Source organism: Stutzerimonas sp. LR2 (assembly GCF_055755175.1).
This window is the reverse complement of sequence record NZ_JBVTRR010000005.1, coordinates 260,669-281,918: the sequence shown is the minus strand read 5'-3', so window position 1 is coordinate 281,918 and position 21,250 is coordinate 260,669. Positions and strand designations below refer to the sequence as shown.

Here is a 21,250-nt window from a genome sequence, read left to right as displayed (position 1 = left end):
ACTCGGTGGCGGGCTGACGGTCAGGTTAACGGCCGCATCGGCGATCACTGCAGTCCGCCGGTCCGTTCGCCGCCCAGCTCTTCGAGCAGGCTGCGTGCGGCGTAGTCTGCCGCATCGGTGAATGGATTGAGCACCCGCGCGACGCCGGCCGCGTCCAGCGCCTTGCCGTGCTGGTCGTCGCGCACCACGCCGGCGATCTTGCCGGTGAAGCCGGCATGCTTGAGCGCGTGGAGGAAGGCGCGATTGGATTCCCATTGCGGAAAGCTGGTGACCACCCATTCGGCATGCTGCAAGGGCAGCGACTCGAGAAAGCTCGGGTCCTCGCCATCGCCGAAGCGTACCGGCAGCCTGGCACGGCGCAGCGCGCGCACCGCTTCCGGATCGAAGTCCACGCCCAGCACCGGCATGCGCCCGGCGGCCAGCTGTTGCAGCAGGCGCGAGCCATATCGGCCCAGGCCGAAGATGATGATGCGCGGCTGCCCCTGGGGACGACCCTGCGCTTCCACCTCCAGCTCACGATAGGGACGCTTGCGCTCGAACAGCCCCAGCCACGGTGCCAGCCGTTCGTAGAGCGGTTGCGAGAACAGAATCATGTAGGTCGAGAGCATGATGGTCACCAGGCCCACCAGCGTGGTCAGGCCCAGCGCCTGCGGCCCGACATGGCCGAGGCTGATGCCCATGGCGACGAAGACGATGGAGAACTCGCTGATCTGCGCCACCGTCAGCCCGGCGAGAAAGCCGGTGCGCTTGCGATAGCCCATGTAGCCCATGATCGCCATGACGATCAGCGGGTTGCCGATCAGCACGAACAGCGCCAGCACGAGGGCTGGCAGCAGCTCGTTGCCGAGGGTGGAGAAGTCCAGCTTGCCGCCCAGGTCGATGAAGAAGAACAACAGCATGAAATCGCGAATGCCGGTCAGCCGGGCGTTCATTGCTTCGCGGTACGCCGTGGAGGCCAGCGAGAAGCCGGCGACGAAGGCGCCGGCCTCCTTGCTGAAGCCGACATAATCGCCCAGCGCGGCAAGCCCGGTGCCCCAGGCGATGGCGAAGATCAGCAGCAGCTCCTGCGAGCGCGCCATGCGGCTGACCAGATCCGGCAGCACGTAGCGCATCAGCAGGTAGAGCAGCACCGCCGCACCGCCCAGGCGCAGCAGCAGCGAGCCGGACACCTCCGCCCAGCCGGCATCGCCAGCACCGCGCAGGGCACTCATGGTCATCATCGCCAGCACCACGGCCAGATCCTGGACGATCAGGAAGCCCACTGCGATGCGCCCGTGCAGCGAGTCCAGCTCCTGTTTGTCCGAGAGCAGTTTGACGATGATGATGGTGCTGGAGAAGGTCAGCGCCACGGCGATGTAGATCGCCTCCATGGCGCTCTTGCCCATCAGCAGGGTGAGCCCGAAGCCGAAGATGATGGTGAAGGTCAGCTGCCCCAGCCCCGTGGCCAGCGCCACCGGGCCGATATTGCGGATATGCGCGAGGTCGAGCTTGAGGCCGACCACGAACAGCAGCACGGCGACGCCGATCTCGGCCAGCAGATGGATCTGGTCAGCGGCGTTGACCGGCCCGAACACTGCCGGCCCGAGCAGGATGCCGACCACGATGTAGGAGATCAGCAGCGGCTGACGCAGGCTCACGGCGATGGCGCCGACCACTGCCGAGATGATCAGCAGCAGGGCGAATTCGGCGAAAGGGCCATGGGCGAGCAGCGCTTCCATGTGGGCTCCGTGAGGGCATCGGGCAGCGGGACCGCCTTATCCTGCGACAGCGCGTCGCTGCATGCCACCATCGCGATGGGAAAAACCGCCGTGCCCTGTTTGGCCGGTGGCGCCGAGCAGGGCGGGCTGCTGCTAGAATCGGTCCTTTTTCACCGCGCCGAATCGGCGCCGCGAGCCTGCCATGACCTTCGCCTCCCTGGGCCTGATCGATCCGCTGCTGCGGACCCTGGAAACCCTCGACTATCGCAAGCCGACGCCGGTGCAGGCCGAGGCCATTCCCGCCGTGCTCAAAGGCCGCGACCTGATGGCAGCGGCGCAGACCGGTACCGGCAAGACCGCCGGTTTCGCCCTGCCATTGCTGCAGCGCCTGACCATGGAAGGCGCCAAGGTGGCGAGCAATTCGGTGCGCGCGCTGGTACTGGTGCCGACCCGTGAACTGGCCGAGCAGGTTCACGAGAGCTTTCGCGTGTACGGGCAGAACCTGCCGCTGCGCACCTACGCGGTGTACGGCGGCGTGAGCATCAATCCGCAGATGATGGCGCTGCGCAAGGGCATCGATGTGCTGGTGGCCACCCCGGGGCGCCTGCTCGACCTCTACCGGCAGAACGCCGTCGGTTTCGCCCAGTTGCAGGCGCTGGTGCTCGACGAGGCGGACCGCATGCTCGACCTCGGTTTCGCTGAAGAACTGGATGCGCTGTTCTCCGCTTTGCCGAAAAAGCGCCAGACCCTGCTGTTTTCCGCGACCTTCTCCGAGCCGATCCGGCAGATGGCCCGCGAGCTGCTGCGCGACCCGTTGTCGGTCGAGGTCAGCCCGCGCAATGCGGCGGCGAAGACGGTCAAGCAGTGGCTGGTGCCGGTGGACAAGAAGCGCAAGAGCGAGCTGTTCCTGCATCTGCTGGCGGAGCGGCGCTGGGGTCAGGTGCTGGTGTTCGTCAAGACGCGCAAGGGCGTCGATCAGCTGGTGGACGAGCTGCAGGCGCAGGGCATCGCCAGCGACGCGATCCACGGCGACAAGCCGCAGGCCTCGCGTCTGCGCGCGCTGGAGCGCTTCAAGGCTGGCGAGGTGCAGGTGCTGGTGGCGACCGACGTGGCGGCGCGCGGACTGGACATTCACGACCTGCCGCAGGTGGTCAACTTCGACCTGCCCACCGTCGCCGAGGATTACGTGCATCGCATCGGTCGTACCGGCCGTGCCGGAGCCAGTGGCGAGGCGATCTCCCTGGTCGCCGCTGACGAGGTGGACCAGCTGGCCGCCATCGAGACCCTGATCAACCAGGTGCTGCCGCGGCATGACGAGCCGGGCTTCGTACCGGATCACCGCGTGCCGGCCACGGCGCTGGGCGGGCAGATCATCAAGAAACCGAAGAAACCCAAGAAGCCCAAGGAAGCAGCCGGCAAGGGCAAGATCCATCTCGGCAACTGGTTCGAGGAGAACGAAAAGCCCAACGCCCGGCCGATTCGCAAGGTGCCGAGCCTGGGCGGCGGCAAACCGGCTAAGAAGCGCTGAGAGTCTTAGAACACTAGCTCTTCGGGTCAGGCTGGAACGTATGAGGCGAGGAAACCTGAGCATGGGTAGCAAAACGACGTCGGTGATCCTGCTGGTCGGCGTGCTGTTCAGCGTATCGGCAGAGGCGTCCATGAGGTGTGGCACCCGCCTGGTTGGTCTGGGCGACACAGATGAGCAGGTCGAGGCCAAGTGCGGTCCTGCCGATCGCCAAAGCGTCGAAGCACCGTCGCTGCGTAGCGATGGTGTCGTACAGCCGGGAGCTGTTAGGGTCGACCGCTGGGTCTACGGTCCGCGAAACGGCGCGGAACATCATCTTCGCTTCATCGATGGCCGTTTGGTTGAAATCCGTATGGTGCGCGAGCCAGAGCCGAGCAAGTTGTAATCCGCTTTCGCCATGCAGCTGTGCCGGTCGTGCAAACGGCAATTCTGTCCACAGTCGCCGTAACGCTCGCGGGCCTACAGGCTCGCCAGCGCCGACACCACCAGCAGCAACGCCATCGCCTGGTTGAAGCGGCGTAGATGCGTCGCCGAGCGCAGCAGCCGGGCCGCACCGGCGCCGAGCAGGGCCCAGGCCGCCAGGCAGGGCAGGGCGATCAGGAAGAACAGCAGCGCGTGGATGGCGTAGCGCCCGGCATCGGCGTTGGCGCCGCTGAACACGCCGACCACCGCCAGCGCCATCATCCATACCTTCGGGTTGATCACCTGCAGCCCGGCGGCACCCAGGGCGCCGAGTCGACGGCTGGCGGCGTCGGCTTCGATCGCTTCGGTCGGGCTGCGGGCGATCTGCCAGGCCAGGTAGAGCAGCCAGCCGACCCCGAGCCAGGCCATCGCCTGCTGCAATGGCGGATGGCGCAGCAGCCATTCGCCGGCGCCAAGGCCTACCAGCAGCACGATCAGCGCCGCGGCCACGCAGGCGCCAAAGATGATGGGAAGCGCCGCCAGCAGGCCGAAGCGCGAGCTGTTGCTCAGCACCAGGATGTTGGTCGGGCCCGGGGTGATGGACGCGACGAAGGCAAACAGCACGAAAGGCAGCCACTGGCTCATCGTGGCGGCCTCGTTTCGTGGGAGCGGTCAGGGCGGGGGCTGGGCGACATGGCGATCGGCTCCGTCGGGTTGCGGATGGCCGAATGATCGCGCCTGCCGGTTCAGCGGTCTGGAAGATTCGAGCAGCGCCTGCGGTAATGGGCCGGGGTCAGGCCGTAGGCGCGGCGAAACCAGCGGCCCATATGACTCTGGTCGGCGAAACCCAGTGTCATCGCCACCCGCGTCGGTGGCTGCCCGCTGGCCAGCAGCTGTCGTGCCCTGGCCAGGCGCAGCTGGACCAGATAGGCATGCGGCGCGATGCCGAACGCGGCCTTGAACGCCCGCGACAGGCGGAAGCGATCAACACCGCTTGCCCAGGCCAACTCGTCCAGGCCCAGGTCCTGCTCCATGTGCGCGTGCAGATAATCCCGTGCCCGCAGTGCCACCAGCGGCATGCGCGGATCGCTGTCGAGCCGCGGGCGCCAGGCCAGATGTCGCGCCAGCTTGGCCAGCAACGCATCCAGCGCGGCCTGGCGGACGATGCGCAGATCGCGGCTCTGCAGCGCCTGGAAGGCTTCGGCAATCACCGCCAGCAACTCGGGCTCGCTGGCCAGCGTCTTGGCGAATGCCGGCTGGCAATCGCCTGGCGCGTCCTCGAACAGCCCGCGCAGCTCGCGCTCCAGCCAGTGCGGGTCGAGGTAGAGCATCGAGTAGGTGAAGCCGCCCCGGGCCGGGGCGTGGCCATCGTGCAGCTCGCCGGGTTCGAGCAGAAAGACCTGGCCCGGGGTGCTGCTGTGCAGTGCCTTGCGGCAATGGAACTGTTGCACGCCCTGTTCGGTGAAGCCGATCAGGTAGCTGTCGTGGAAGTGCGGATCGTAGGCGTGCCCTTCGAAATGGGCGCGGATCGTCTCGATGCCGGTTTCGGCATCCCTGTTCAGCTCGATCCAGTCATTGTTGCCCATGGCGGTGACTCCGGTGACGCTTCGGCGCGCGTTGCTCGGGTTGAGTATCGTCTGCCGGACGGGCCATCGTCTGGAACATTCGTGCAGCGGTGCTCGACGGATGGTCGGCCACTCTGCCCGATGATTGATCTGGGTCTAGGCTTGCTGCCGTCTGCCTGGCGCAGACTCGAACGTCCCGAATCAAGGAGCAAGCCCATGACCCAGACCATGAAAGCGGCAGTGGTTCACGCCTTCGGCGAGCCGCTGCGCCTCGAGGAAGTCAAGGTGCCGATGCCCGGCCCCGGTCAGATCCTGGTGAAGATCGCCGCCTCCGGCGTCTGCCACACCGACCTGCACGCTGCCGAGGGCGACTGGCCGGTGAAACCGTCCCTGCCGTTCATTCCCGGCCATGAAGGCGTTGGCCACGTCGCGGCGGTGGGTGCCGGCGTGACCCGGGTGAAGGAGGGCGATCGCGTCGGCGTGCCCTGGCTGTACACCGCCTGCGGCTGCTGCGAGCACTGCCTGACTGGCTGGGAAACCCTCTGCGAAGGCCAGCAGAACACCGGCTACTCGGTCAATGGCGGCTACGCCGAATACGTGCTGGCCGACCCGAACTACGTTGGCATCCTGCCGAAGAACGTCGAGTTCGACGAGATCGCGCCGATTCTCTGCGCCGGTGTCACTGTCTACAAGGGCCTCAAGGTCACCGGTGCACGCCCCGGCCAGTGGGTGGTGATCTCCGGCATCGGCGGCCTCGGTCATGTCGCGGTGCAGTACGCCAAGGCAATGGGGCTGCACGTGGTGGCGGTGGATGTGGATGACGCCAAGCTGGAGCTGGCCAAGCGTCTGGGGGCCAAGCTGACCATCAACGCGCGCACGGAGAATCCCGTGGAGGTGGTCCAGCGCGATATCGGCGGCGCCCACGGCGTGCTGGTCACCGCGGTGTCCAACAGCGCCTTCGGTCAGGCCATCGGCATGGCGCGGCGGCATGGCACCGTGGCGCTGGTCGGGCTGCCGCCGGGAGACTTCCCGACGCCGATCTTCGACGTCGTGCTCAAGGCCATCAGCATCACCGGCTCGATCGTCGGCACCCGCGCCGATCTGCAGGAGGCGCTGGATTTCGCCGGCGAGGGCCTGGTCAAGGCGACCATCCACACCGACAGCCTGGACAACATCAACCAGATCTTCGACGACATGCGCGCCGGGCGCATCGAAGGCCGTATCGTGATGAAGATGTAGCCGGCCGTGCGGCCGGCAGCGCACCGTTCAGCGCGGCGCGTTTGCCGGCGCGTTGGCACGCAGCCAGCGCAGCATGCCTTCGGCTGCGGCGCGCCCGCTGGCAAAGCAGGCGGTCAGCAGATAGCCACCGGTCGGCGCTTCCCAGTCGAGCATTTCGCCAGCGCAGAACACGCCGGGAAGCCGGCGCAGCATCAGACCCTCGTCCAGTTCCTCGAAGGGCACGCCGCCGGCGCTGCTGATCGCCTCGTCCAGCGGACGCGGGCGGACCAGGCGGATGGGCAGCGCCTTGATCGCGGCGGCCAGGGCCTGCGGGGCCTGGAAGGTCGTGGCATCGGTCAACTCGCGCAACAGCGCCGCCTTGACGCCGTCGAGCTTCAACTGGCGGTGCAGGTGCTTGGCCATGGACTGCGAGCCCCGCGGTCTGGCCAGGGCGCTGGCGACCTGTGTCAGGGTGCGATCCGGCAGCAGGTCGAGCAGTACCGTGGCGACGCCGTCACGGTTGATCGTGTTGCGGATCGGCGCCGAGAGCGCGTAGACCAGGCTGCCCTCGATGCCCGTGGCGGTGAGCACGAACTCGCCCTTGCGTGGTGCTTCGCCGGGCAACGCCAGGCTGACGGTCTTCAGCGGCGCGCCGGCGAATTTCTCCCGCAGGTGCTCGCTCCAGCCGGCTACCTCGAAGCCACAGTTGGCCGGCTGCAGCGGCGCGATGGCGATCCCGCGGTTCTGCAGCAAGGGCACCCAGGCGCCATCCGAACCCAGTCTGGCCCAACTGCCGCCGCCGAGGGCGAGCAGGGTGGCGTCCGCCTCGACCTGGGTTTCGCCTTGCGGCCCGGCGATACGCAGCGCGCCATGCTCGTCCCAGCCCAGCCAGCGCTGGCGGGTATGCAGCTGCACGCCGCTTTCACGCAGGCGCTTGAGCCAGGCGCGCAGCAGGGGCGCGGCCTTCATGTCGCTAGGAAACACCCTGCCGGAGCTGCCGACGAAGGTGTCGATGCCCAGTCCGTGAATCCATTCGCGCAGTGAATCCGGGGAGAAGGCATCGAGCAGCGGTCGCAGGTCGCCGGCGCGCTCGCCGTAGCGGCTGACGAACGCGGCGTAGTCCTCGGCATGGGTGATGTTCATGCCGCCGACGCCGGCCAGCAGGAACTTGCGCCCCACCGAGGGCATGGCGTCATACAGGTCGACATTCACGCCTGCCTGGCCGAGCACCTCGGCGGCCATCAGGCCGGCCGGACCACCACCGATGATGGCGACGCGAAAAGAGGAGGGCTGGGGCATGGTGGCAACCGGGCAGGCGAGCGGGGCGGGCATTGTAGCTGCTGACGGTTGCTCAGCCGAGCCCGTGGCGCTGCCAGGCCGAGTGGGCGCTGACATGCAAGGTCGCATGACGACGGGCGAGCAGGGCGCGGTCCTTGTCGTAGCCGCCGCCGATCAGCCCTACCACGGGAATGTCTCGACCCAGGCAGTGATCGAGCACCGCGCTGTCGCGCGCGGCGAGCCCGGCGTCGGTCAGCGAGAGCAGGCCCAGGGCGTCGTCGCGGTGGACGTCGACACCGGCGTCATAGAGCACCAGGTCCGGCTGATAGATCGGCAGCAGGTAGTTCAGCGTGTCGTGCACGACCTGGAGGTAAGCTTCGTCGCCCATGCCCGGCGGCAGCGGGATGTCCCAGTCGCTATGGGCCTTGCGGGTGGGGAAGTTCTTCTCGCAGTGCAGCGAGACGGTCACCGCATCCGGCACGTTCTCCAGGATGCGCGCGGTGCCGTCGCCCTGGTGCACGTCGCAGTCGAAGATCAGCACGCGCCCGACACGTCCGCTTTCCAGCAGGTACAGCGCGATCACCGCCAGGTCGTTGAAGATGCAGAAGCCTGAGGCGTGATCGCGATGCGCATGGTGCGTGCCGCCGGCCAGATGGCAGGCCAGACCGTGCTGCAGCGCCTGCTCCGCCGCCAGCAGCGAGCCGCCTACCGCCCGCACGGTGCGCTGCGCCAGCTCCGGGCTCCAGGGCAGGCCGAGCCGGCGCAGCTCGTCGCGGCCCATCTCGCCGCTGCAGTAGCGCGCGACATAATCGGCGTCATGGGCCAGAGTCAGAATGTCGCGGCTGCAAAGTGACGGGCGCAATAGCGCTGCGTCCGTGGTCATACCGAGAGTGACCAGGTGGTCACGCAGCAGACGAAACTTCTCCATGGGAAATCGATGGCCCGGCGGCAGCGGCGGGCTGTAATCGTCGTGATAGACCAGGGGAAGGGACATGAACCACGCGTGTTCGACAGATGTGCGCCGCAGTATGCAGGCTGGCCGTCGACGCGCTCAAGGAGCAAGGATGGTCGATCGAATCGCCCTCGAAACCTCGCGTCTGCGGCTGCGCAGCTGGCATGACGACGACCTCGAGCCATTGGCGCAGCTGTGCGCCGACCCGGAAGTCATGCGCTACGACCCGGCCCTGCTGTCGCGGGATGAGTGCGCCGCGCTGATGGTGCGCAGTCGCCTCCATCTGCTGCGGCACGGCTTCGGCCTGTGGGCGCTGGAACGCAAGGACAGTGGTGCCTTTATCGGCTACTGCGGGCTGGTCTGGGCGCCATCGTCGGTGCCGGGCTCGGCGGTGGAGCTGCGCTGGGGCGTGGCCTGTGAACAATGGGGCCAGGGCCTGGTGCTCGAGGCGGCACGGGCGGTTCTGCAGCATGCCTTCGTCACCCTGCAATTGCCCGAGGTGGTCGCCTGCATGTCGCAGATCAACGAGCCGGCCAAACAGCTGGTGGCGGAGCTGGGCATGCGCGCCGATCAGGCTGCGTCCTTTGCCCACCCGGAGCTGGCAGCGGGGCACCCGTTGCACGAGCAGCTGCTCTACCGGCTGCAGCGGGGCGATTGGCGACAATAAGCCCTGTTGCTGGAGCGTTGCCGGCGAAATCCGTAACATGGCGCGCCTGTCCGCCCCCCTTATCAAGGATGCCGAAATGACCCAGATACTCGACGCCCTGGTCAATCTGCTGACCCTGGAACGCATCGAGGAAAACCTGTTCCGTGGCGCCAGCCAGGACCTCGGCTTTCCCCAGCTGTTCGGCGGGCAGGTGCTCGGCCAGGTGATCTCCGCTGCCAGCCAGACGGTGACGCCGGAGCGCCATGTGCATTCGCTGCACGGCTATTTCCTGCGTCCCGGTGACTCGCACCAGCCGGTGGTGTACGACGTCGATCGCGTGCGCGATGGCGGCAGCTTCACCACGCGACGGGTCAGCGCGATCCAGAAGGGGCAGACCATCTTCACCGGCATCGCCTCGTTCCAGGCCGAGGAAACGGGCTACGAGCACCAGTTGCCGATGCCGGATGTGATCGGGCCGGACGACCTGCCCAACGAGTGGGAGCTGCTGCACAAGCTTTCGCCGATGGTGCCGGAACGTGTGATGGAGAAGCTGCGCCGGCCCAAGCCCATCGAGATTCGCCCGGTCACCCTGGTCGATCCGGCCAACCCGCAGCCGATCGAACCGGTCCGCCACCTGTGGTTCCGCGCCGACGGCTCGCTGCCCGACAGCCCGGCGCTGCACAAGTACCTGCTTGCCTACGCCTCGGACTTCAGCTTTATCGGCACCGCGTTGCAGCCCCACGGCGTCAGCTCGTGGAGCAAGTTCATCCAGCTGGCCAGCCTCGATCATGCCATCTGGTTCCACCGCGAAGTGAAGATGGACGACTGGCTGCTGTACTCCATCGACAGCCCCTGGGCCGGCAATGCCCGCGGCTTCGCCCGTGGCAGCATCTTCAACCGCCAGGGCGAGCTGGTTGCCTCGGTGGCCCAGGAAGGCCTGATCCGCGTGCGCGAGGACTGGATGTGAATATCGCCGAGGTGCGGCACTGGGTGTTCGACATGGACGGCACCCTGACCATCGCCGTGCACGATTTCGCCGCGATCCGCCGCGCCCTGGAGATTCCCGCGGAGGACGACATCCTCCATCACCTGGCTGCGCTGCCGGCCGACGAAGCGGCGGCCAAGCGCGCCTGGCTGCTGGAGCACGAACGCGAACTCGCCTACGCCGCACGCCCGGCCGAAGGCGCCCGCGAGCTGCTGCATGCGCTGCGCGAGCGCGGCTGCCGCCTCGGCGTGCTGACCCGAAATGCCCACGAACTGGCGCTGGTGACCCTGCAGGCGGTGGGTATGGGTGACTGTTTTCTGCCCGAGGACATCCTCGGTCGCGACGAGGCACCGCCCAAGCCGCATCCGGGCGGGCTGCTGCATTTGGCGGAGCGCTGGGGCGTGGCGCCGGCGTCGATGCTGATGGTGGGGGACTACCGCTTCGACCTGGAATGCGCCAGGGCCGCCGGCGCGCGCGGGGTGCTGGTCAACGTGCCGCACAATGAATGGCCGGAGCTGGCCGACTTGTACGCGCCTGATTGTCGTGCGCTGCACGGCATGCTGGGCTGACAGCGGACATCGGCGCCTGGAGGTGGGCTCAAGCCCACCAGTCATTGCAACGGCCCTCGCAGGCGTGCCCGCCCCTCAGGGTGCGGGCGCGCCCGGAAGCGCCTACAGCCGCGCCGCCTTGAAGGTGTCGCAGCGCGCCGGATCACCGTGTTCGAAGCCATCGCGGAACCAGCGCACCCGCTGCGCCGAGGTGCCGTGGGTGAAGGCATCCGGGACCACGCGGCCCTGGCTGCGCTTCTGCAGGTTGTCGTCGCCGATGGCATTGGCGGCGTTCAGCGCTTCTTCCAGGTCGCCTTCTTCCAGCCAGTCGTGGCGTTGCTGGGCGTGATAGGCCCAGACGCCGGCATAGCAGTCAGCTTGCAGTTCCTGGCGCACCAGCAGGCCGTTGTCACCTTCCATCCGCGCACCGCGCTGGCGGGCGGCCTGCATCTGCTGCGAAACGCCGAGCAGTGTCTGCACGTGATGACCGACCTCATGGGCGATCACATAGGCCTGGGCAAAGTCACCGGCGGCGGAAAAGCGCCGGGCCATCTCGTCGAAGAACTGCAGGTCGAGGTAGACCTGCTGATCGCCGGGGCAATAGAACGGGCCGACTGCCGAACTGGCGAAGCCGCAGGCCGAGTTCACGCCGCCGCGAAACAGCACCAGGGTCGGGTCGCGGTACTGCACGCCGTTCTGCTGGAACAGGGCGCGCCAGGTGTCTTCGGTGTCGCCAAGCACGGCGCGGACGAATTCCACCTGAGGATCGTCGCCAGCCGGGCGCTGGCCTTGCTGAGAGACTGCGGGCCCGCCCTGGTTGGCCAGCTGGCCGAGAATCTGCAGCGGATCCTGGCCCGAGAGCAGGCCGATCACCACCACGATGGCGATGCCGCCCAGACCGAGGCCGCCGCCCAGGCGCATGCCGCTGCGGCCTCTGGCGTCCACTACGTTGTCGCTGCGTCGGGCTCGATTCCAGCGCATGAGTTGCCCCTCGGATGGATGGATGGGAGCGCCGGCCGCAGCGAAGCGGCCAGCGCTTTCCACTCAGACCCGTGCACCGGGCAAAACGCTGCAGCGGATGTTGGCTGTCGGGTACCGATCAGTTGCCGGGGTACTCGGAAATCACGCTCTCCTTGCCCTGCTTGCTGACGCCGATCACCTGGAAGGCGTCCTTGCGCTCACCCATTTCCATGCCGGGTGAGCCGACCGGCATGCCCGGCACCGCGGCGCCGATCAGGTCAGGCTGCGCGCGCAGTTTGAGAATGTCCGCCGCCGGCACGTGGCCTTCGACGAACTTGCCGTCGATCACACCGGTGTGGCAGGAGCCGAGGCGGTGCGGTACTCCATGCTCCATCTTTACCGAGGTCATGTCGTTGACCACGTGATCGGCCACGGCGAAGCCGTTGTCTTCCAGATGCTCGATCCATGCCTTGCAGCAGCCACAGTTGGGGTCACGGTAGACGTCGATGGCGATGGGGTCGGCCGCCTGGGCGAAACCGGCGAACAGGAGGGGGGCGAGCAGAAGACGGCGCATGGGAATCTCCAACGAGCGAGAGGCCCAGAATACGCTGGGGCGACGCCATTCCCAAGCCGCACCCCGCGCGCAATTGTCACGCCGTAAGACGCTTTCGGACGGTCGGTCGACATCGCGGTCGCGAAACAAAACGGGCGCAGCACAGTCCCATGCCAACCGGGATAGCGAGTCGCACATCAGGAGAGTTTTCGATGCGTTTTGCCCGTTTCGTTCTGCTCGCGCAGGCACTGGTGATGGCCAGCCTCAGCCTGGCCTACTGGTTTCGCCCCTACGAGATGGCCAATCTGAACGGCATGCTGTTGATGGAAGGCGCGTCCGTCAGCCATATGCGGGTCTACTACGGCGGCCTGCAGCTGGGCCTGGCGCTGTTCCTGATCTGGGCTGCGCGGGCGCCGGAGCGGGCGCGGCCGGCCCTGATGATGCTGATGATCACCATGACGGCACTGGTGCTCGGGCGACTGGTGTCGCTCTGGCTGGATGGCGGCGAGCTGGTCGGCTTCGATCTGGCCTCGCTGGTCTACCGGATCTTCGCTGCCGCCCTGGCGGCGGTCGCCTGGTACGTCATTCGTGAGCGTCCGGAGCCGGAGCCCGAGCGCATCGAGCCGGCTGCGCGCAGGCGCGTCAGCGAGCCGCCGAAACCCTTCCAGCTCGGCGAAGTGCCGCCGACGCTCGAGCCGGCCCCGGCCGAGCCGGCTGCGCAGCCGTTTCGTCGTGGCGATCCATCCGAGTGAGTCTCAGGCAGCCGCCTCGAGATAGGCGGAGAGGCTGTGCTGGTCGAGAATCTCGATGCGTCGTCGCTGCACGGCGATCAGCCCGGCATCGGTCAGCCGGTGCAGGATGCGTGACAGCGTCTCCGGCTGGATGCCCAGTTGCGAGGCGATCAGGCGTTTGGGCAGGTCCAGGTCGATGACGTCGCTGCGCGCCGTCTGCCGCTCCTGAAACAGGTAGCGCACGACGCGCTGGCAGACGTTGGACGAGGTCAGGTTGTCGATCTGGTGCAGGCGCTGGTTGAGCCGCGCGCTCAGGCTGCTGAGCAGCTGCATGCACAGTTGCGGCTGGGTCTCCAGCAGACGCAGGTAGTGGCTGTTCTGCACGTTGAGTACCAGGCTCTCCTTGAGCGTGGTAGCGCTCAGCGGATGTTCGGCGAGCTTGTTGAAGAGCATCGCCTCGGCGAAGGCCTCGCCCGGACGGATCACCTCGATGACCTTCTCCTGGCCATCGCAGGTGACGCGGTGCAGCTTGACCTGGCCGTTGATCAGCACATGGAAATGCTCGGCCGCATCCCCCTGATGGAACAACGTGCAACCGGCCGGCAGATGCCTGGCCGTGGTGTGCGTGGCGATGTTCTGCAGGGCCGTTTCCGGCAGCCCGCGAAACAGATGATGACGGCGCAACGTATTGAGCACTGCGGAGCCTGTCAGCATGGCCATCCCCCTCCTTTTGATGGGGGCATGCTAGGTTGCACGGTGCCGCTATCCCATTTCCCCTAAGCCATACCTCTTTATGGGCAAAGGAGGTAGTCGCGCTCAGCGGCTGCTGCCGGCGAGGCGCTCGTAGTCCAGGGTCAGCTGCTCGATCTTGCGCAGCAGCGAATCGCTGGTGGTGACGATCACCGTAGGGACGAAGCGGGAGTCGTCCGCGAGGCTGAAGCCGGCCCGGGCAAAGCGCCACTGTGCGGCGATCTGTTCGAGCTGGCGGTTGATTGCCTCGGTGTTCTGCGGCGCCTTGTTCAGCTCCTCCAGGCCGCGCTCGAACTCCGCGACCGCGGCATCGAAGTCCTCCCGCAGACGTTGCTCCGGCAGTTTCCAGCTCATGGCCAGGTAGAGCATGGCGATGCGTTGACTGAGCATGCGCTGGCGTCCGCTGCGGTTGACCAGGCGCGCCGCGTGGTTGCCGCTGTGGCGCTCGATTTCCTGAACCAGAGCCTCGCTCTGAGCGAGGAAGCGCTCGGCCAGGCGCAGCAGCTCGGCCGACTGCTCGCGGTCCGGACGGCTCAACGCCAGCTGGCGGTACTGGTGCCAGGTCTGGGTAGCCTCGTCGAGGGCCTTGCGGATGCCGTCGCTGGGCGCATAGTCGCCCAGCAGCTGGGCGTTTTCCTCGAGGCTGGCGATGCTGCTGTCGAGCTGGCTGGCGGCGAGGTCGACGCGGGTATCGGTGCCGATCATCAGGTAATTCTTGGCAATGCGCTGGCTGAGCATGCGCTGCATGCCGGCGCGGTTGACCGCTTCGGCGTCGCTGATGGCAGCCTGGCAGGAAAGGCTGCCGGCGAGCAGGCCGAGCAGCAGGGAGGTGGGTAGCAGGATCTTGAACATGGGCGCTCCTTACGTCCGGGCGGGCGCGATGCTGACCAGCCGGTCAGTTCGACGAGGACGAGACGATAGAGCGCTTCACGTGGATGACATTGATGATCGTCAAGGGGGCGGCCACGGCATCGCGCCTTGCGCGCTCACGCACAGAATGCGAGCGATTGGCGGTGGCTCAACCTTTCGCCTCGTTCTCCAGCACCCAGACCGCGGCCTCGACCCGCGAGCGCAGGCCCAGCTTGTGCAGCAGGTTCTTCACATGGACCTTCACCGTGCCCTCGGTGATGCCGAGCTTGCGGGCGATCATCTTGTTGCTCTGGCCCTTGGCGATCTGCCGCAGCACTTCCTTCTCGCGCTTGGTCAGGCTGGAGAACTGCACCTGCCCGGTGGGCTTGGGGCGCACCCGGATGGCTTCGGCGAGCACCTGGGTCAGCTCCGGGCTCAGGGCCATGCGTCCGGTGGCGGCGATGCGGATCTGCTCGATCAGCTCCTCGGCGTCCATGTCCTTGAGCAGGTAGCCGTCGGCGCCGTTGCGCAGCGCCTCGAGCACGTGGCTCTGTTCGTCGGAGACGGTGAACATGATGATGCGCGCGTCGATATCGGCATCGCGCATGCGTCGGGTGGTCTCAAGGCCGTCGATGCCCGGCATGTTGAGGTCCATCAGAATCAGGTCGGGCTCGATCTGCTGCGCCAGGCGGATGGCGTCCTCACCGTTGCCGGCCTCGCCGACCATCTCCAGGTCGTCTTCCAGCTCCAGCAGGTCACGCAGACCCCGACGCATCATGGGATGGTCGTCGACCAGCAGGATTCGTGTGGTTGTCCTTTCGTTCATGCGTGACAGGCTCCTGTATCAGGGGAATGTGGCGATAGGCGGGCGGGAAGCGCAGGTGCACCCGGGTGCCGCCGCCGGGACGCAGCCCGATGCTGATGCTGCCATTCAGGCTGTTGGCGCGCTCGCGCAGGATGATCAGGCCATAGTGGCCGGTGCGCTGCTCCTCGGGCCTGATGCCGATGCCGTCGTCTTCGATCTCGACGTTGATGGTGCCGATGCCGTCCTGGGTCAGGCGCAGCCAGCAATGCTCGGCCTCGGCGTGCTTGACCACGTTGCTCAGCGCCTCGCGGATGATCTGCAGGCAGTGCACTTCCTCGTTGGGCGTCAGTGGGCAGTGGTCCAGCTGGAAGTCGCTCTCGATGTGCAGCCCGGAGTTGGCGCCGAACTCCTCGATGGTGGCCTGCAGTGCCGGCTTGAGCCCTGGTTCGTTGACCTTGATGCGGAAGGTGGTGAGCAGCTCGCGCAGCTGGCGGTAGGCCGAATTCAGTCCGCGGTCGATCTGCTGCACGCTGTCATCCAGCTGCGCCTGACCGCTTTCCTTCTGCATCAGCCGCTTCAGACGCGCCAGTTGCAGCTTTTGCGCGGACAGCGCCTGGGCCAGCGAATCGTGCAGCTCGCGGGCGATCACCGCGCGTTCTTCCATCAGCGCCAGTCGGGCCTGTTTCTGCCCCAGCTGCGCCAGGCTCAGGGAAGCGGCGAACAGATCGGCCAATGTCGTCAGCAGCAGGGTCTGCCAGGACTCCAGCGGCTCGCCGGCGGGATGGGCGACGCGCAGCGAGCCGAGATCGTCCTGTCCGGAGCGCAGCTCGAAGGTGACCAGTTCCTCTCCGCTGGGCAGTCGCCCGCTCTGGTTGACCGGGCACACCTCGCACTGGGGCAGCTTGCAGTAATCCGGCGGCTGCAGGTCGCTGGAGGTCATCGCCGTGTGGCTGCCGGCCTCCGCGGAGCGGTTCAGGCACAGCGAGATCGGCCCGGTATCGAGGACTTCCTGCACCTTGGTCAGCAGCGAACCCATCATCAGCGAGGGGTCGTCCGGCTGGCTGTAGAGCATCCGGGCACTGTTGAACAGCAGCTGCAAGGTGGCGTTGCTGCGAGTCAGCGCGGCGGTCTTGTCGTCGACCTTCTGCTCCATCTCGGCATAGAGGCCGGCGAGTTCCTGGCTCATCTGGTTGAGCGTGCGCGCCAGCAGGCTCAGTTCGGTGTCGCCGGGGATTTCCACGCGGCCGCTGAAATCCCCCTTGCCGATGTCGCGGGCCATCTTGGTCAGGCTGCGCAGCGGGGTGGCCAGGTTGTTGTGCAGCCCGTAGATCAGCACGAAGGCGATCAGCACGATGATGAACAGGGTGCCGGCCTGCAGCGCACGGATCACCCCGAGCTTGCCTTCCGAGGCTTCCTGCAGGGTGCGCACGAACACGTCCAGCTCACTGACGAATTCCGGGGCCTCGCGACGGTAATCGTCCAGCCGCGGCGGCTGGGCATCGAGCAGCGGGCGCATGCGCTCCTGCCAGTGCTGCAGCACGCCGCCATGCAGGCCCGGCAGAGGCGTGTCGCCATGGCGGTGCAGGGCAGAGCGCAGCGACGCCGAGCGCAGCGTGCGCTCCAGAATGTCGATGCGCTCCTCGAGCAGCGCCTGCGGACCATGCTCGGCGGTGAAGGCCAGGCGGTAGGCCTGCATGCGCAGGCTGCCGGCCTGGTTGATGGCTTCGGCATCACCTTCCAGGGCGTCGGCCAGGTACAGGCTGGCCAGCATGCTGACCAGGGAAAAACCGATGATCACCACGAACGCCACCAGCGTGTTGAACACGATCGAGTGGCGCGTGGAGAGCTGGTCTCGTTCGGATTGGGGCATGGTCGGCTCGTCGGGCGGCGATGACGCATTCTGCGCCTTGCGGCATTCGCTTGCCATGGTGAGGGGTGTACTCCCAATGCTTTCGGGGTTATGCCTGGTGCCACAACCGGTTGTTTGAGGGTTTCTTAACTTATTGATAAGTAATGATTTTTATCGTGAAAATCGGAATATCCCGAAAGAGGTAGAAAGGTACCCCAAAGCAAATTGCCACCTGTCGTGTATTGACCTGAGTCAAATTCGGGACGGTCCCCTCCGCTTAGCGTGCGAGCCATTCCTGACCCCGCTGCGTTTGTCAGCAGGGCCTTGGCGCCAAGAGGATCGACCATGAGCAATATCGAAAAGTGGGACGTGGAGGACCAGACATTCTGGGACACCACCGGCAAGCGGGTCGCCAATCGCAACCTCTGGATCTCCATCCCGAGTCTGCTGATGGGCTTCGCCATCTGGCTGATGTGGGGCATCGTCACGGTGCAGATGCTCAATCTGGGCTTTCCCTTCGAGCCGGCCGAACTGTTCACCCTGACCGCCATCGCCGGTCTCACCGGCGCCACGCTGCGTATCCCGGCGTCGTTCATGATCCGCATCGCCGGCGGGCGCAACACCATCTTCCTGACCACCGCCCTGCTGATGATCCCGGCCGCCGGCGCCGGCATCGCGCTGCAGAGTCAGGACACCCCGCTGTGGGTGTTCCAGCTGCTGGCCTTCCTCTCCGGCATCGGTGGCGGCAACTTCGCCTGCTCGATGAGCAACATCAGCACCTTCTTCCCGAAGAACCAGCAGGGCCTGGCCCTGGGCCTGAATGCCGGCCTCGGTAACTTCGGCGTGACCACCATGCAGATCCTCATCCCGCTGGTGATGACCGCCGGTGTGTTCGGCGCGATGGCCGGTGCGCCGATGGAGCTGATCAAGGACAGCGGCACGCTGATCGGCAAGATCTCTGCCGGTACCGAAACCTGGATTCAGAACGCCGGCTGGGTCTGGCTGCTGTTCCTCGTCCCGCTGGCCTTCGCCGGCTGGTTCGGCATGAACAACCTGCTGGTGATCTCGCCAACACCGGGTTACCCGCTGAACGCCTTCGGCAAGATTCTCGGCCTCTACGCCGTGGCCTTCGTCGCCGCCGCCCTCGGCCTGTACCTCTACCTGCCTGCACCGACCGGCCTCGGCGTGCTGAACATGTGGGGCGTGATGCTGCTCACCATCGGCCTGACCCTCGGCATGCTGCGCATGCTGCCGGGCAGCATCAAGCCGAACATCAAGCGTCAGTTCACCATCTTCAGCGACAAGCACACCTGGTCGATGAGCATCCTCTACATCCTGACCTTCGGCTCGTTCATCGGCTTCTCCATGGCGCTGCCGCTGTCGATCACGGTGATCTTCGGCTTCATGAACGAAGTGGCCGCCGACGGCACCATCACCCGCGTCGCCAACCCCAACGCACCGAGCGCACTGACCTACGCCTGGATCGGCCCCTTCATCGGCGCCCTGATCCGTCCGCTGGGCGGCTGGATCTCCGACAAGGTCGGCGGCTCCATCGTCACCCAGGTGATCTCGGTGGTGATGGTCATCGCCTCGGTCGCCGCCGGCTACGTGATGCACCAGGCCTACGGCTCGGCCCAGCCCGAGGAGTACTTCTTCCTCTTCCTGGTGCTGTTCCTGGTGCTGTTCGCTGCCAGCGGCATCGGCAACGGCTCCACCTTCCGCACCATCGGCGTGATCTACGACCGCGAGAAGGCCGGCCCGGTCCTCGGCTGGACCTCCGCCGTCGCCGCCTACGGCTCCTTCGTCGCCCCCATCGTGATCGGCGAGCAGGTCAAGGCCGGTACCCCCGAAGTGGCGATGTACGGCTTCGCGGTGTTCTACGCGCTGTGCCTGATCCTCAACTGGTGGTTCTACCTGCGCCCCAACGCCTACGTGAAGAACCCCTGAGTCTGGAGAGCTGCCATGAACATCATGATTGCCTACGACAACTCGCGTAACGCCCGCAAAGCGTTGGACGCCACCCTCGAGATGTTCGGTCCGCTGAAGCCGCTGATCATGCTGATCGGCGTGGTGGAAGAGACCCGTGACACCAGCGATTCGGCGGTCGAGCTGTACGAGCGTGAGCGTCGCGAATTCCAGGCCTTCCTGCAGGAGGCGGCGGCCAAGGTCAGCGCCTTCGGCCTGGACGTCGACGTGATCCTCGCCGAAGGCGACGCCCGCAAGATGATCCTCAAGGCTGCCGAGCACAAGAAGCCGGACCTGCTGGTCATCGCGCGACATTCAAACGAACCGGACGGCGGCTTCATTTCCCGCTCGCTGAATCTACTGGTCGACGAGCTCGACTACATGACCTTCGGCAGCGTCAGCGCCTTCCTGGCCCGCCGGGCGCCTTGCCCGGTCCTGATTCAAGCCTGCCCCTGAGTGAGGAGCTCATCATGAGAGTTTCTACGCTGTTCGAATGGAAGCGCCCCGAGATCCGGGCTCTGCACCTGACCTGGATCGCCTTCTACATTTGTTTCTTCGTCTGGTTCGGCATGGCGCCGCTGGCCTCGAGCATGCTGAAAAGCGTGAACTGGCTGACGCCCGAAGACCTCAAGCTGTTCGCCATCGCCAACGTGGCGCTGACCATCCCGGCGCGCATCCTGGTCGGCATGGCGCTCGACCACTGGGGCCCGCGTCGGGTGTTCTCGGTGCTGCTGGTGGTCATGGCGATCCCGGCCCTGTTCTTCGCCTTCGGTGACAGCCGCACCCAGCTGCTGGTCTCGCGCCTGATCCTCAGCTCCATCGGCGCCAGCTTCGTGGTCGGCATCCACATGACCGCCATGTGGTTCAAGCCCAAGGACATCGGTTTCGCCGAAGGCTTCTATGCCGGCTGGGGCAACTTCGGTTCCGCCGCCGCCGCCATGAGCCTGCCCGCCATCGCCATCCATGCCTTCGGTGGTCCGGAAGGCTGGCGCTGGGCGATCGCCAGCTCGGCGATCATCATGGCCGTCTACGGCGTGTACTACTGGTTCGCCCTTACCGACGGCCCGGCCGGCACCGTGCACCGCAAGCCGCACAAGGCCAGCGCGCTGGAAGTCAGCACCTGGGCGGACATGGTCAAGCTGATCATCTGGACCATCCCCATGGTCGGCGTGCTCGGCATCCTGGTCTGGCGTATCGAGGGGCTGGGTTACCTGGGCTCCACCGGCGCCATGATCTGCTACGCGGTGATCGCCCTGGTGGTGATCTTCCAGATCGTGCAGATCCTGCGGGTCAACGTGCCGATCCTGAAAAAGGGCGTGCCGGAAGACGACAAGTACCCCTTCAACACCGTGGCTGCGCTGAACTCCACCTACTTCGCCAACTTCGGTGCCGAGCTGGCCGTGGTGTCGATGCTGCCGATGTTCTTCGAGCAGACCTGGGGGCTGACGCCGACCACTGCCGGCATCATCGCCGCCTCCTTCGCCTTCGTGAACCTGGTGGCGCGGCCCATGGGCGGCCTGGTCTCCGACCGCTTCGGTAACCGTCGCTTCGTCATGCTGGCGTACATGCTGGGCATCGCCGTCGGCTTCCTGCTGATGGGCCTGATGAACTCCAAGTGGCCGCTGATCGTCGCCGTGGCGATCACCGTGCTCTGCTCGGTATTCGTCCAGGGCGCCGAGGGCGCGACCTTCGGGATCATCCCATCGATCAAGCGCCGCGTCACCGGGCAGATCTCCGGCATGGCCGGGGCCTACGGCAACGTCGGTGCCGTCTGCTACCTGACTCTGTTCACCTTCGTGACCCCATCGCAGTTCTTCATGGTGATCGCCGCCGGTGCCTTCGTCAGCTTCGGGCTCTGCCTGCTCTGGCTGAAGGAGCCCGAGGGCGCGTTCTCCGACGAGTACTACGTGTCCAGCGTCGACCGTGAGCTGGAGGCCCGCCAGAAGCTCGCGTCCTGAGATTTCACCGAACG

21 protein-coding genes are annotated in these 21,250 nt (G+C 66.3%); 10 read left to right on the top strand and 11 right to left on the bottom strand.

The genetic code is table 11. The features are described from left to right. Window positions 1-44: 44 nt before the first annotated feature. Window positions 45-1,718: a cation:proton antiporter gene (locus ACVRRC_RS18930; RefSeq protein ID WP_236450873.1), complete on the bottom strand. Its 1,674-nt coding sequence runs from the start codon at window positions 1,716-1,718 to the stop codon at window positions 45-47. Between the two features lie 181 nt (window positions 1,719-1,899). On the opposite strand from ACVRRC_RS18930, the gene ACVRRC_RS18925 reads away from it, so the two are divergent. Together ACVRRC_RS18925 and ACVRRC_RS18920 are read left to right on the top strand one after the other, a co-directional pair. Further along, complete coding sequence (locus ACVRRC_RS18925) at window positions 1,900-3,225, top strand: DEAD/DEAH box helicase (RefSeq protein WP_045159164.1); 1,326 nt, start codon at window positions 1,900-1,902, stop codon at window positions 3,223-3,225. A 61-nt stretch (window positions 3,226-3,286) separates the two neighbouring features. After that, window positions 3,287-3,607 (top strand): DUF2845 domain-containing protein, encoded by a 321-nt coding sequence (locus ACVRRC_RS18920; protein WP_049324765.1) that lies wholly within the window; start codon window positions 3,287-3,289, stop codon window positions 3,605-3,607. A gap of 74 nt (window positions 3,608-3,681) precedes the next feature. On the opposite strand, the gene ACVRRC_RS18915 is transcribed toward ACVRRC_RS18920, so the two are convergent. Together ACVRRC_RS18915 and ACVRRC_RS18910 are read right to left on the bottom strand one after the other, a co-directional pair. Next, a complete protein-coding gene (locus ACVRRC_RS18915) occupies window positions 3,682-4,269 on the bottom strand; it encodes a LysE family translocator (protein ID WP_053527343.1) in 588 nt (195 codons plus the stop codon). A gap of 101 nt (window positions 4,270-4,370) precedes the next feature. Beyond that, window positions 4,371-5,210, bottom strand: coding sequence for an AraC family transcriptional regulator (locus tag ACVRRC_RS18910; RefSeq protein ID WP_053527342.1), 840 nt, complete (start codon window positions 5,208-5,210; stop codon window positions 4,371-4,373). Between the two features lie 195 nt (window positions 5,211-5,405). On the opposite strand from ACVRRC_RS18910, the gene adhP reads away from it, so the two are divergent. After that, the gene (adhP, locus tag ACVRRC_RS18905) at window positions 5,406-6,428 is read left to right on the top strand and encodes an alcohol dehydrogenase AdhP (RefSeq protein ID WP_013981783.1); all 1,023 of its coding nucleotides are present in this window, start codon (window positions 5,406-5,408) and stop codon (window positions 6,426-6,428) included. A gap of 27 nt (window positions 6,429-6,455) precedes the next feature. Here adhP and ACVRRC_RS18900 read toward each other — a convergent pair whose 3' ends face one another. Both ACVRRC_RS18900 and ACVRRC_RS18895 read right to left on the bottom strand, forming a co-directional pair. Beyond that, a complete protein-coding gene (locus ACVRRC_RS18900; RefSeq protein WP_472997370.1) occupies window positions 6,456-7,739 on the bottom strand; it encodes a TIGR03862 family flavoprotein in 1,284 nt (427 codons plus the stop codon). Between the two features lie 19 nt (window positions 7,740-7,758). Then, the gene (locus tag ACVRRC_RS18895) at window positions 7,759-8,679 is read right to left on the bottom strand and encodes a histone deacetylase family protein (RefSeq protein ID WP_017244853.1); all 921 of its coding nucleotides are present in this window, start codon (window positions 8,677-8,679) and stop codon (window positions 7,759-7,761) included. Between the two features lie 70 nt (window positions 8,680-8,749). On the opposite strand from ACVRRC_RS18895, the gene ACVRRC_RS18890 reads away from it, so the two are divergent. The 3 genes from ACVRRC_RS18890 to ACVRRC_RS18880 all read left to right on the top strand — a co-directional run bounded on the left by ACVRRC_RS18890 (window position 8,750) and on the right by ACVRRC_RS18880 (window position 10,837). Next, entirely contained in the window at window positions 8,750-9,304 is a 555-nt protein-coding gene (locus ACVRRC_RS18890) for a GNAT family N-acetyltransferase (RefSeq protein ID WP_472997369.1), read from the top strand. 76 nt (window positions 9,305-9,380) lie between these two features. Continuing rightward, window positions 9,381-10,250, top strand: coding sequence for an acyl-CoA thioesterase II (gene tesB, locus ACVRRC_RS18885; RefSeq protein ID WP_013981787.1), 870 nt, complete (start codon window positions 9,381-9,383; stop codon window positions 10,248-10,250). Further along, window positions 10,247-10,837, top strand: a complete 591-nt coding sequence (locus tag ACVRRC_RS18880) for an HAD family hydrolase (RefSeq protein ID WP_106442799.1) — start codon at window positions 10,247-10,249, stop codon at window positions 10,835-10,837. Before tesB ends, ACVRRC_RS18880 begins: the two co-directional genes overlap by 4 nt. 102 nt (window positions 10,838-10,939) lie before the next feature. Here the strand turns inward: ACVRRC_RS18880 and ypfJ are convergent, their stop codons facing one another. Beyond that, on the bottom strand, window positions 10,940-11,797 hold the full coding sequence (gene ypfJ, locus ACVRRC_RS18875) for a KPN_02809 family neutral zinc metallopeptidase (protein ID WP_020306613.1): 858 nt from the start codon (window positions 11,795-11,797) through the stop codon (window positions 10,940-10,942). Between the two features lie 118 nt (window positions 11,798-11,915). Continuing rightward, complete coding sequence (locus tag ACVRRC_RS18870; protein ID WP_013981790.1) at window positions 11,916-12,350, bottom strand: DUF411 domain-containing protein; 435 nt, start codon at window positions 12,348-12,350, stop codon at window positions 11,916-11,918. A gap of 191 nt (window positions 12,351-12,541) precedes the next feature. Here ACVRRC_RS18870 and ACVRRC_RS18865 point away from each other — a divergent pair, with 191 nt between their 5' ends. Then, window positions 12,542-13,081 (top strand): DUF4345 domain-containing protein, encoded by a 540-nt coding sequence (locus ACVRRC_RS18865; protein WP_011912078.1) that lies wholly within the window; start codon window positions 12,542-12,544, stop codon window positions 13,079-13,081. A 3-nt stretch (window positions 13,082-13,084) separates the two neighbouring features. On the opposite strand, the gene ACVRRC_RS18860 is transcribed toward ACVRRC_RS18865, so the two are convergent. From ACVRRC_RS18860 to ACVRRC_RS18845, 4 genes are all read right to left on the bottom strand, one after another. Further along, window positions 13,085-13,780 carry a Crp/Fnr family transcriptional regulator gene (locus ACVRRC_RS18860; RefSeq protein ID WP_014595842.1) on the bottom strand — a complete coding sequence of 232 codons (696 nt, stop codon included), beginning with the start codon at window positions 13,778-13,780 and terminating at the stop codon, window positions 13,085-13,087. Between the two features lie 96 nt (window positions 13,781-13,876). Then, window positions 13,877-14,662, bottom strand: a complete 786-nt coding sequence (locus ACVRRC_RS18855; RefSeq protein WP_014595843.1) for a type IV pili methyl-accepting chemotaxis transducer N-terminal domain-containing protein — start codon at window positions 14,660-14,662, stop codon at window positions 13,877-13,879. Window positions 14,663-14,828: 166 nt separating this feature from the next. Continuing rightward, entirely contained in the window at window positions 14,829-15,437 is a 609-nt protein-coding gene (gene narL, locus ACVRRC_RS18850; protein WP_011912081.1) for a two-component system response regulator NarL, read from the bottom strand. Continuing rightward, a complete protein-coding gene (locus tag ACVRRC_RS18845; protein ID WP_472997368.1) occupies window positions 15,415-17,391 on the bottom strand; it encodes an ATP-binding protein in 1,977 nt (658 codons plus the stop codon). Before ACVRRC_RS18845 ends, narL begins: the two co-directional genes overlap by 23 nt. 267 nt (window positions 17,392-17,658) lie before the next feature. Between ACVRRC_RS18845 and ACVRRC_RS18840 the strand changes: the two genes are divergently transcribed. The 3 genes from ACVRRC_RS18840 to ACVRRC_RS18830 are packed head-to-tail and all read left to right on the top strand — an operon-like array spanning window position 17,659 to window position 21,236. Beyond that, complete coding sequence (locus ACVRRC_RS18840; RefSeq protein ID WP_011912083.1) at window positions 17,659-19,260, top strand: MFS transporter; 1,602 nt, start codon at window positions 17,659-17,661, stop codon at window positions 19,258-19,260. 15 nt (window positions 19,261-19,275) lie between these two features. Next, entirely contained in the window at window positions 19,276-19,734 is a 459-nt protein-coding gene (locus tag ACVRRC_RS18835; RefSeq protein WP_011912084.1) for a universal stress protein, read from the top strand. Between the two features lie 14 nt (window positions 19,735-19,748). After that, window positions 19,749-21,236 carry an MFS transporter gene (locus ACVRRC_RS18830; protein ID WP_017244847.1) on the top strand — a complete coding sequence of 496 codons (1,488 nt, stop codon included), beginning with the start codon at window positions 19,749-19,751 and terminating at the stop codon, window positions 21,234-21,236. Window positions 21,237-21,250: the final 14 nt, after the last annotated feature.